Annotated in this window: 10 protein-coding genes; 6 read left to right on the forward strand and 4 right to left on the reverse strand. The window is 62.3% G+C overall.

All coding sequences use genetic code 11. From position 1 onward, the window contains the following. Both ACK1VC_RS03690 and aspA read right to left on the reverse strand, forming a co-directional pair. A partial coding sequence (locus ACK1VC_RS03690; protein ID WP_449117852.1) for an AraC family transcriptional regulator occupies positions 1–929 on the reverse strand: 929 nt, incomplete at its 3' end. A 171-nt stretch (positions 930–1,100) separates the two neighbouring features. Beyond that, entirely contained in the window at positions 1,101–2,525 is a 1,425-nt protein-coding gene (gene aspA / locus ACK1VC_RS03695; RefSeq protein ID WP_024717848.1) for an aspartate ammonia-lyase, read from the reverse strand. A 182-nt stretch (positions 2,526–2,707) separates the two neighbouring features. Here aspA and ACK1VC_RS03700 point away from each other — a divergent pair, with 182 nt between their 5' ends. The 5 genes from ACK1VC_RS03700 (at position 2,708) to ACK1VC_RS03720 (ending at position 6,332) form a co-directional block, all read left to right on the forward strand. Beyond that, positions 2,708–3,640 carry a LysR substrate-binding domain-containing protein gene (locus ACK1VC_RS03700; RefSeq protein ID WP_161775561.1) on the forward strand — a complete coding sequence of 311 codons (933 nt, stop codon included), beginning with the start codon at positions 2,708–2,710 and terminating at the stop codon, positions 3,638–3,640. Positions 3,641–3,811: 171 nt separating this feature from the next. Then, entirely contained in the window at positions 3,812–4,303 is a 492-nt protein-coding gene (purE, locus tag ACK1VC_RS03705) for a 5-(carboxyamino)imidazole ribonucleotide mutase (protein ID WP_016489856.1), read from the forward strand. Between the two features lie 10 nt (positions 4,304–4,313). Continuing rightward, entirely contained in the window at positions 4,314–5,396 is a 1,083-nt protein-coding gene (locus ACK1VC_RS03710) for a 5-(carboxyamino)imidazole ribonucleotide synthase (RefSeq protein ID WP_191087111.1), read from the forward strand. A 108-nt stretch (positions 5,397–5,504) separates the two neighbouring features. Continuing rightward, a complete protein-coding gene (locus ACK1VC_RS03715) occupies positions 5,505–5,750 on the forward strand; it encodes a GlsB/YeaQ/YmgE family stress response membrane protein (RefSeq protein ID WP_010955824.1) in 246 nt (81 codons plus the stop codon). A gap of 48 nt (positions 5,751–5,798) precedes the next feature. Further along, entirely contained in the window at positions 5,799–6,332 is a 534-nt protein-coding gene (locus ACK1VC_RS03720; protein ID WP_161775560.1) for a DUF3299 domain-containing protein, read from the forward strand. 61 nt (positions 6,333–6,393) lie between these two features. Here ACK1VC_RS03720 and ACK1VC_RS03725 read toward each other — a convergent pair whose 3' ends face one another. Both ACK1VC_RS03725 and ACK1VC_RS03730 read right to left on the reverse strand, forming a co-directional pair. Beyond that, the gene (locus tag ACK1VC_RS03725; protein ID WP_016489853.1) at positions 6,394–7,290 is read right to left on the reverse strand and encodes a D-hexose-6-phosphate mutarotase; all 897 of its coding nucleotides are present in this window, start codon (positions 7,288–7,290) and stop codon (positions 6,394–6,396) included. A 71-nt stretch (positions 7,291–7,361) separates the two neighbouring features. Beyond that, a complete protein-coding gene (locus tag ACK1VC_RS03730; RefSeq protein ID WP_016489852.1) occupies positions 7,362–7,760 on the reverse strand; it encodes an acyl-CoA thioesterase in 399 nt (132 codons plus the stop codon). Positions 7,761–8,120: 360 nt separating this feature from the next. On the opposite strand from ACK1VC_RS03730, the gene ACK1VC_RS03735 reads away from it, so the two are divergent. Then, the gene (locus ACK1VC_RS03735) at positions 8,121–9,410 is read left to right on the forward strand and encodes an MFS transporter (RefSeq protein ID WP_060519715.1); all 1,290 of its coding nucleotides are present in this window, start codon (positions 8,121–8,123) and stop codon (positions 9,408–9,410) included. Positions 9,411–9,480 lie beyond the last annotated feature (70 nt).

Raw genomic sequence — 9,480 nt, forward strand, 5'->3', positions numbered from 1 at the left:
GTCTCGCTGAACCCCAAGGTCTCGGCAATACGGTAGATGGGCATCTGCTCATCGGCCAGCAACTGCTTGGCCCGCTCGAACCTGAGCTCGTCCAGCAGCTGTTGATAACTGCTGCCCAGCGCCTGTAGATGCCGGCGCAAGGTGCGCGACGAGCAGTTCATTTGCCGTGCCAGGCCTTCCAGCCCAGGCGCGGCATCCAGTTGCTGGGTCAGCAGCTGACGAATACGCCCCAGCCAGGCCTGGCGGCCGGTGAACTCAAGGTTCAGGCGCCGGCAGCGCTCGCTCATGGCTTTGTGGGTAATCGGGTCGGCCAGCGGCAGCGGCGTGTCCAGCCAGCGTCGTTCGAAGGCAAAGGCATTGTCTTCGGCGGCAAAACCGACCGGGCACTGGAATGCATCGGCATAGCGCACGTGGTAGCCGGGCCGAGTGTGCTCGAAACGGGCCCCCAGCAACGGCAACGGGCGGCCAAGCAGGTCATCGCAGATGACTTTCAGCGACACCAGGCAGAACTCGGCGTTGAAAGCGCTCAGTGCCGGGCTGTCGTGGTAGTCGCTGGCGCTGAACCAGACCCGCTGGCCATCGTCGAGCAAGCGCAGCTTGAAGACTGTTCCCAGCAGTGCCGGATACTGCAGCGCCAGGCGCAAGGCGTCACCCAAAGTGGCACTGGAGAGCAGGGCGTAACCCAGCATGCCGTAGCACGACACATGCATGCGCCGGCCCAGTTCCAGGCCGATGTCCTCGCGCCGGGCCACGGCGTTGGCGCACACCTGCAATTCCTGCTGGGTGGTGATGCGCGCATCCGCGTGCCCCAGGTCTGCCGGGCCAATGCCGCTGCCGGCCAGCAGCGCCGAAGCCTCGCAACCTTCTGCCTGAAAGACGTTGAGGATCAGCGAAACGGCGTTGAGGGTAGTCAGATGGCTGTGCAGCATGCTGGGTAATCCCGTGGGGCTGGGACGCATTATGGAGCAAGTTGTGTGCCGATATCCGGGCGTTCGGGCAAATCCATCAGACAAAAAAAGGCCCGAAGCATTGGCTCGGGCCTTGAAAGGTTGAGAGGTGTCTAGTCCCTTAACCTGGTGAGACTGTTTGCAGCGGTCGGGTTACGCCTTCAGCGGAACCAGACGTGGAGCGATCATGTTTTCCGGACGCAGGATGTCGTTCAGCATCTCTTCGTCCAGCAGCTTCTCTTCGCGCACCAGTTCCAGCACGCCGCGGCCGGTTTCCAGGGCAACGCGGGCGATACGGGTGGCGTTTTCGTAGCCGATGTACGGGTTCAGGGCGGTGACCAGGCCGATCGAGTGCTCAACCAGTTCACGGCAGCGCTGTTCGTTGGCAGTGATGCCGACGATGCAGTGCTCGCGCAGCATGTCCATGGCGCGTTGCAGCAGGCGGATCGAGTCGAAGATCTTGTAGGCGATCAGCGGTTCCATCACGTTCAGCTGCAGTTGGCCACCTTCGGCGGCGACGGTCAGGGCCAGGTCGTTGCCCATGATGGCGAAGGCCACCTGGTTAACGGCTTCCGGGATAACCGGGTTGACCTTGCCTGGCATGATCGAGCTGCCTGGCTGACGCGCTGGCAGGTTGATTTCGTTGATGCCGGTGCGAGGGCCGCTGGACAGCAGGCGCAGGTCGTTGCAGATCTTCGACAGCTTGACGGCAGTACGCTTGAGCATGCCGGAGAACAGCACGAAGGCGCCCATGTCGGAGGTGGCTTCGATCAGGTCGGCAGCCGGTACCAGCGGCTGACCGCTGATGATTGCCAGGCGTTGCACCGCGAGCATCTGGTAGCCCGGGTCGGCGTTGATGCCGGTACCGATGGCAGTACCACCCAGGTTGATTTCGGTCAGCAGCTCAGGCGCCAGCGAACGCAGACGGTTGAGGTCTTCGGTCATGGTGGTGGCGAAGGCGCGGAATTCCTGGCCCAGGGTCATCGGCACGGCGTCCTGCAGCTGGGTACGGCCCATCTTCAGTACGTGGTCGAACTCTTTACCTTTGGCTGCGAAGGCCTGGATCAGGCTGTCGAGGCTGGCCAGCAGGGCATCGTGACCCAGCAGCAGGCCCAGACGGATAGCGGTCGGGTAGGCGTCGTTGGTCGACTGCGCCATGTTCACATCGTTGTTCGGGTGCAGGTACTGGTACTCACCCTTCTGGTGACCCATGGCCTCCAGCGCGATGTTGGCGATGACTTCGTTGGCGTTCATGTTGGTAGAAGTACCAGCACCGCCTTGAATCATGTCCACCACGAACTGTTCGTGGTAGTCGCCCTTGATCAGTCGTGCGCAGGCTGCGCTGATCGCAGCGTGCTTGGCATCGCTCAGGTGCCCCAGCTCACGGTTCGCGTCAGCAGCTGCCTGCTTGACCATCGCCAGGCCGACTACCAGTTTCGGGTAGTGCGACAGTGGAACGCCGGAGAGGTGGAAGTTGTTGGCAGCGCGCAGTGTCTGGATGCCGTAGTAGGCATCAGCAGGAACTTCAAGGGTACCCAACAGATCTTTTTCGACGCGGAACGATGCAGCGGAGGACATGATGTATATCATCTCGATGTTGACCCGGCACATGCCGGAATGGCGCCAATCCTAGGCCTTAAGGTGATTTTGCGGCCAATGCTGTTGCACGCTAACCTATGCACAAACGGCATAGTGTTTCATGTGACGCCAATTGACATTCGAGCGTGTTCCATTTTGGTGCACGCCGGGAGATGTGCTTCGTGAACCTTGAAAGCAAATGGCTGGAAGATTTCAGCGCGCTCGCCGCTACCCGCAGTTTTTCACAGGCGGCAGAGCGGCGTTTTGTCACCCAACCGGCCTTCAGCCGGCGCATTCGCAGCCTGGAAGCGGCATTGGGCCTGCAACTGGTGAACCGTTCCCGCACGCCCATCGAACTGACTGAAGCCGGCCAGCTGTTTCTGGTCACGGCACGCACGGTTGTCGACCAGTTGAGCGAAATTCTGCGCCATTTGCATCATCTTGAGGGCGGGCAGGGCGAGGTGGTGCAGGTGGCTGCGGCACACTCCCTGGCGTCGGGTTTTTTCCCCCGTTGGGTTGCTCAGTTGCGCAACGACGGTTTGAACATCGCCACTCGCCTGGTTGCGACTAACGTCGGAGATGCCGTGCATGCATTACGCGAAGGTGGCTGCGACCTGATGCTGGCTTTCTATGACCCGGACGCGGCCCTGCAGATGGATGCCGAGATCTTCCCCTCACTGCACATGGGCACCACCGAAATGTTGCCGGTGTGTGCCGTGGATGCCGAGGGCAAGCCGTTGTTCGACCTGGAAGGTGAGGGCAGTGTGCCGTTGCTGGCCTATACCGCTGGCGCATTTCTGGGCCGCTCGGTCAATTTGCTGCTGCGCCAGCGCAACCTGCGCTATACCACCGTCTATGAAACCGCCATGGCCGACAGCCTCAAGAGCATGGCGCTGGAGGGTATGGGTATCGCCTGGGTACCGCGCCTGTCGATGCGTGGCGAGCTGGAGCGCGGCGAACTGGCCGTCTGCGGCGGCAGCCAGTGGCATGTGCCACTGGAAATACGCCTGTACCGCTGCGCCCTGGTGCGCAAGGCCAACGTCAGGCTGTTGTGGCGCAAGCTCGAGGGTGCGGCGGCGGTTGACCCAAAAGTCAGCCAAAGCCCCGAAAAATAAGGCCCGACAGTTGGTCGCCGGGGTGCCTTAAACGCACCACCTTACGGTATACTGCGCGGCCTTTCGACCGGATGCGTCCGGTCCTGATCAGCAAACAAGCCACGCCGGTCGTCCCGCGTGGCTTGTTGTTTTTTGACGCGCCCGCGGGCGCACAAGCGAAGAGGCTCGACGATGAGTGCACTGGTTGGCGTGATCATGGGCTCCAAGTCCGATTGGTCCACCCTTAGCCACACCGCCGATATGCTGGAAAAACTCGGCATTCCTTACGAAGTGAAGGTGGTTTCTGCCCACCGCACCCCGGATCTGCTGTTCCAGTATGCCGAGGAGGCCGAAGGCCGCGGCATCGAGGTGATCATCGCCGGTGCCGGTGGCGCAGCCCACCTGCCAGGCATGTGCGCCGCCAAGACCCACCTGCCAGTGCTGGGTGTGCCGGTGCAGTCGTCGATGCTGTCGGGCGTCGATTCGCTGCTGTCGATCGTGCAGATGCCAGCCGGCGTGCCGGTTGCCACGCTGGCCATCGGCCGCGCCGGTGCGATCAACGCTGCGCTGCTGTCGGCCAGCATCCTGGGCGCCAAGTACCCGCAGTACCACGCGGCACTGAAGCAGTTCCGCACGGAACAGACCGACACTGTGCTGGACAACCCAGACCCGCGCCAGGCTTGAGGCTCAACCCATGAAGATCGGTGTAATCGGTGGCGGCCAGCTGGGCCGCATGCTGGCCCTGGCGGGTACCCCGCTGGGCATGAACTTCGCCTTCCTCGACCCGGCACCGGACGCCTGTGCCGCGCCGTTGGGCGAGCATCTACGTGCCGACTATGGCGACCAGGACCACCTGCGCCAGCTGGCCGACGAAGTCGACCTGGTCACCTTCGAGTTCGAAAGCGTACCGGCCGAGACCGTGGCTTTCCTCTCGCAGTTCGTGCCGGTCTACCCCAGTGCCGAAGCGCTGCGCATCGCCCGTGACCGCTTGTTCGAAAAGAGCATGTTCCGCGACCTGGGTATTCCTACCCCGGCCTTCGCCGACATCCTTTCCCAGGCAGACCTGGACGCCGCAGTGGCCAGCATCGGCCTGCCTGCCGTGCTGAAAACCCGCACCCTGGGCTACGACGGCAAGGGTCAGAAGGTGCTGCGCACGCCAGAAGACGTGGTAGGCACCTTCGTCGAGCTGGGTAGCGTGCCGTGCCTGCTGGAAGGCTTCGTGCCGTTCACTGGCGAAGTGTCGCTGGTGGCCGTGCGTGCCCGTGATGGCGAAACCCGCTTCTACCCGCTGGTGCACAACACCCACGAAAGCGGCATCCTGCGCCTGTCGGTGGCCAGCCAGGCGCACCCGCTGCAGGCATTGGCCGAAGACTACGTTGGCCGTGTGCTGCAGAAGCTGGACTACGTTGGCGTCATGGCCTTCGAGTTCTTCGAAGTTGACGGTGGCCTGAAGGCCAACGAAATCGCCCCGCGCGTGCACAACTCCGGGCACTGGACCATCGAAGGCGCCGAGTGCAGCCAGTTCGAGAACCACCTGCGCGCCGTCGCTGGCCTGCCGCTGGGCTCGACGGCCAAGGTGGGCGAGAGCGCAATGCTCAACTTCATCGGTGAAGTGCCGGCCGTGGACAAGGTCGTCGCCATCGGCGACTGCCACCTGCACCACTACGGCAAGGCCTTCAAGGTCGGCCGCAAGGTTGGCCACGCCACGTTGCGCTGCCATAACATGGCCACCCTTGAGCGCAAGATTGCCGAAGTAGAGGCTCTGATCAGCAACTGATCGGGCTACAAATCGAACTTCTGCAAGCGGCTTGCCCTCTGAACATGGCAACAAGCCAAAGCCCGTCTAGGCTTTGGCTTGCTCCATATTCACTGCAGAGGGATTGCCATGGGCATCATTGGAACCATTTTTATCGGCCTCATCGTCGGCCTGCTGGCCCGCTTCATCAAGCCGGGCGACGACAGCATGGGCTGGATCATGACCATCCTGCTGGGTATTGCCGGCTCCTTGCTGGCGACCTATGGCGGCCAGGCACTGGGCATCTACCAGGCCGGTCAGGCGGCGGGCTTCTTTGGCGCGCTGGTCGGTGCCGTGGTCCTTCTGGTGATCTACGGATTCATCAAGAAACGCTGAATACTGGTTAAAATGCCCGGCAATTCATTCGAGTTGCCGAGCATTGCCATGCGAGCCTTTTTTCTCGTCCCCCTGTTGTTGGCCAGTACCCTGGCCCATGCCGAACTGCCTGAAACCGACTGGCTGGAGCTTATGCCCAAGTCGGACCAGAAAGCGCTCGAGCAAATGCCCGAAATCGATCACAACTCGCCGGAAGCCATGGGCACCTTTACCGACAAGGGTGGGCTCAAGCAGAGCAAGGGCCTGCCAGCGGTGATGTATTCGACCAAGACCGTGGCTGCCATGAACGGCAAGGACATTCGCCTGGGTGGCTACCCGGTGCCGCTGGAAAGCGATGCCAAGGGCAACAGCACGCTGTTCTTCCTGGTGCCGTACCCGGGCGCGTGCATCCATGTGCCGCCACCGCCGCCGAACCAGCTGGTGCTGGTGCGCTACCCGAAAGGGTTGAAGATCGATGACATCTACACACCGCTGTGGGTCAGCGGCAAGCTGAAGGTGGAAAAGGTCAGCAATGACCTGGCCGATGCGGCCTATGCGCTGGATGCGGGGAAGGTGAGGGTGGTGGAAGACGCAGACCTCTGATACCTGGCCCGGCCTCTTCGCGGGCAAGCCCGCGAAGAGGCCGGCAAAAACATTGCAGGCCTCAGATCATTTCACAACCGATCTGTACACCCAGCGAATGACTCGCCCCAGGCTTCAATTCCACCAGATCATTCCACACATTCGCTGTCTCGATGCACAGCATCCGCTGCCAGCCATCATCAGCCATGTCCGCCAGCTCCTTGGCCCGCTCGGTCCAGGGGTTCCAGATCACCGCCGAGCGCGAGCCACTGCTGGTCAAGGTAATCCGCCGGTTCCAGTGCGGGTCGACAATGCTCAGGGTCTGTGGGGTAGCGAGGTAGATCCGGTCAGTTTCCCCGGCAAACGCCAGTGCGCCCTGCTGCTCCCGCTGTTCCCAGTCGGCAAGGGTTTCGATATAGCCCAGGCCCTCGACGCCTTCGACCCGCGCCTGGCGCACATCGCTGACCGCGAAGTAGCTGTGCAAGGCCTGGCTGATGGTAACGGGGGTATTGCCCATATTGCGGCTGGTCAGGTTCAGCTTTAGCGCCTCATCCAGCTCCACCACCAGCTTCAGCTCGACCTCATGAGGCCAGCCGGGTAGATCGCCCTGCGCTTCAGGCAATTGGAATTCAATGCGCAGGCCGTTGCCCGCTTCCTCGATACCCAGCAGCTGCCAGTCACGCGAGCGCGCAAGCCCGTGAGCAGGCGCCTGCTCGCCGTGGTACATGGCCTGAACGGCCTGGGGGTTGCGCTGCAGGTTGCCGAACCACGGCCAGCACACCGGCACACCGGCGCGTACCGACTTGCCGTGGCGGAAGATGGCCTGGTCGCTCAGCCACAGCAGCGGCGGCTCGCCGACCCGCTGGTAGCTGAGGATCTGTGCGCCCTGCTGGGCGATCAGGAGTTCGGCGCGATCGCTGCTGATACGCCAGCAATTGAGTTCGCCATGTTGCTCGGTTACGACCTGAAAGGTAGCCATTGCGTTCATCTCATTGATAGCCAGTGGGCCTTGGACCCGGGCACATGCAATGAGTTTACCGCCCGCGTGGCTCAGCGACGAGGCACGGAACGGGTGCGGCCACTGCCGTCGATGGCGACGAAGACGAATGCCGCTTCGGTAACCTTGCGCCATTCACTGGACAGCGGGTCGTCGCTCCACACTTCGACCATCATCTGAATCGAGCTGCGGCCGATTTCCAGGGTCTGGGTATAGAACGACAGCTGTGCGCCCACTGCGACGGGTACCAGGAAGGCCATGCGTTCAATGGCCACGGTCGCCACGCGGCCACCGGCGACGCGGCTGGCCATGGCGGTGCCGGCCAAGTCCATCTGGGCAACCAGCCAGCCGCCGAAGATGTCGCCAAACCCGTTGGTTTCGCGCGGGAGTGCGGTGATTTGCAAGGCCAGGTCGCCTTGCGGGATTGGATCTTCTTGTTCGAGCTCAATCATGCGATGGGGCCTCTGACCCGTGACGCTTTTCGTTGGTGTGGCGCGAAGGCCGGGTAAACGATTCAGCTTGAAACATACTACGCCGATTTCGTTTCGCTGGACGGCCGTAGGGAAACTCTGCGAAACCGTCTGACATAAAGACCGGCGTTTTCGCACAACATCCCACGCGGGCAACAACCTTTTCCTACGAATCAGCAGTATATAGGGCATAACTGCCAGCGACGACCGCGCATTCATGAATATCTGTATGGATTTTGTATCGCTTTCGGCGCGGCTCGGCAATTTGCTATCTTCGCCTGTCTCCCAATCCAGAAGCCGCGTGCCAAGCGGCCTGCATGCCCTACAAGAGAACAACGATCGATGACTTCCGTGCCGAGCAGTATCGAGCAGCCTCCGCGGCCGCTGACCCGCAGTGACTACAAAACACTCTCGCTGTCCGCCCTGGGTGGCGCACTGGAGTTCTACGACTTCATCATCTTCGTGTTCTTCGCCACGGTGGTTGGCAAGCTGTTCTTCCCGGCCGACATGCCCGAGTGGCTGCGCCTGATGCAAACGTTCGGCATCTTCGCCGCTGGCTACCTGGCGCGGCCGCTGGGGGGCATCATCATGGCCCACTTTGGTGACCTGCTTGGACGCAAGAAGATGTTTACCCTGAGCATCTTCATGATGGCCCTGCCGACCCTGATCATGGGCCTGCTGCCAACATACGCACAAATCGGCATGTGGGCGCCGATCCTGCTGCTGCTGATGCGGGTGATCCAGGGCGCGGCGATTGGTGGCGAGGTGCCGGGCGCCTGGGTGTTCGTCTCTGAGCACGTACCGGCGCGCAACACCGGCTACGCATGCGGTACCCTGACCGCAGGCCTGACGGCGGGCATTCTGCTGGGCTCGCTGGTGGCGACCTTGATCAACAGCGTGTACAGCGCCGACGAAGTGGCCGATTACGCCTGGCGTATCCCGTTCCTGCTCGGCGGTGTGTTCGGCCTGTTCTCGGTGTACCTGCGCCGCTGGCTGCACGAAACCCCGGTGTTTGCCGAAATGCAGCAACGCAAGGCGCTGGCCGAGGAGCTGCCGCTGCGCGCCGTGCTGCGCGACCACCGCGGCCCGATCATCCTGTCGATGCTGCTGACCTGGATGCTGTCGGCCGGTATCGTGGTGGTTATCCTGATGACCCCTGCGCTGCTGCAGAGCTTCTACCACATCAGCCCGATCGACTCGCTCAAGGCCAACAGCATGGCCATCGTGCTGCTCAGCTTTGGCTGCATCGGCGCCGGCAGCCTGGCCGACCGCTTTGGGGCGGGGCGGGTGTTCGTGATCGGCAGCCTGCTGCTGCTGGCCAGTTCCTGGACCTTCTACCATAGCCTGCCAACCCGGCCCGAGCTGCTGTTCCCGCTGTATGCGCTGACCGGCCTGTGCGTGGGTGTGATCGGCGCGGTGCCTTATGTGATGGTCAAGGCATTCCCGGCGGCGGTGCGCTTCAGTGGGCTGTCGTTCTCGTACAACGTGGCCTACGCGATTTTCGGTGGCTTGACGCCAATGGTGGTGACCGCGCTGCTGAAAGTAAGCCCGATGGCGCCTGCCTATTATGTAGCAGGCCTGTGCGCCGTGGGTCTGGCCGTAGGCCTGTACCTGCTCGCCAACAAGCGCTGATCTGTTTCGGGGCTGCTGGCCTCTTCGCGGGCACGCCCGCTCCCACAGGGCTCAGCACAACCCCTGTGGG

It is taken from the genome of Pseudomonas sp. XP2, from assembly GCF_053557975.1.

Bases quoted from the DNA above. Each gene is read 5' to 3' on its own strand.
- purE (WP_016489856.1), top strand. From the start codon at position 3,812: ATGAGTGCACTGGTTGGCGTGATCATGGGCTCCAAGTCCGATTGGTCC.
- ACK1VC_RS03715 (WP_010955824.1), top strand. From the start codon at position 5,505: ATGGGCATCATTGGAACCATTTTTATCGGCCTCATCGTCGGCCTGCTG.
- ACK1VC_RS03725 (WP_016489853.1), bottom strand. From the start codon at position 7,290: ATGGCTACCTTTCAGGTCGTAACCGAGCAACATGGCGAACTCAATTGC.
- ACK1VC_RS03710 (WP_191087111.1), top strand. From the start codon at position 4,314: ATGAAGATCGGTGTAATCGGTGGCGGCCAGCTGGGCCGCATGCTGGCC.
- ACK1VC_RS03735 (WP_060519715.1), top strand. From the start codon at position 8,121: ATGACTTCCGTGCCGAGCAGTATCGAGCAGCCTCCGCGGCCGCTGACC.
- aspA (WP_024717848.1), bottom strand. From the start codon at position 2,525: ATGTCCTCCGCTGCATCGTTCCGCGTCGAAAAAGATCTGTTGGGTACC.
- ACK1VC_RS03730 (WP_016489852.1), bottom strand. From the start codon at position 7,760: ATGATTGAGCTCGAACAAGAAGATCCAATCCCGCAAGGCGACCTGGCC.
- ACK1VC_RS03720 (WP_161775560.1), top strand. From the start codon at position 5,799: ATGCGAGCCTTTTTTCTCGTCCCCCTGTTGTTGGCCAGTACCCTGGCC.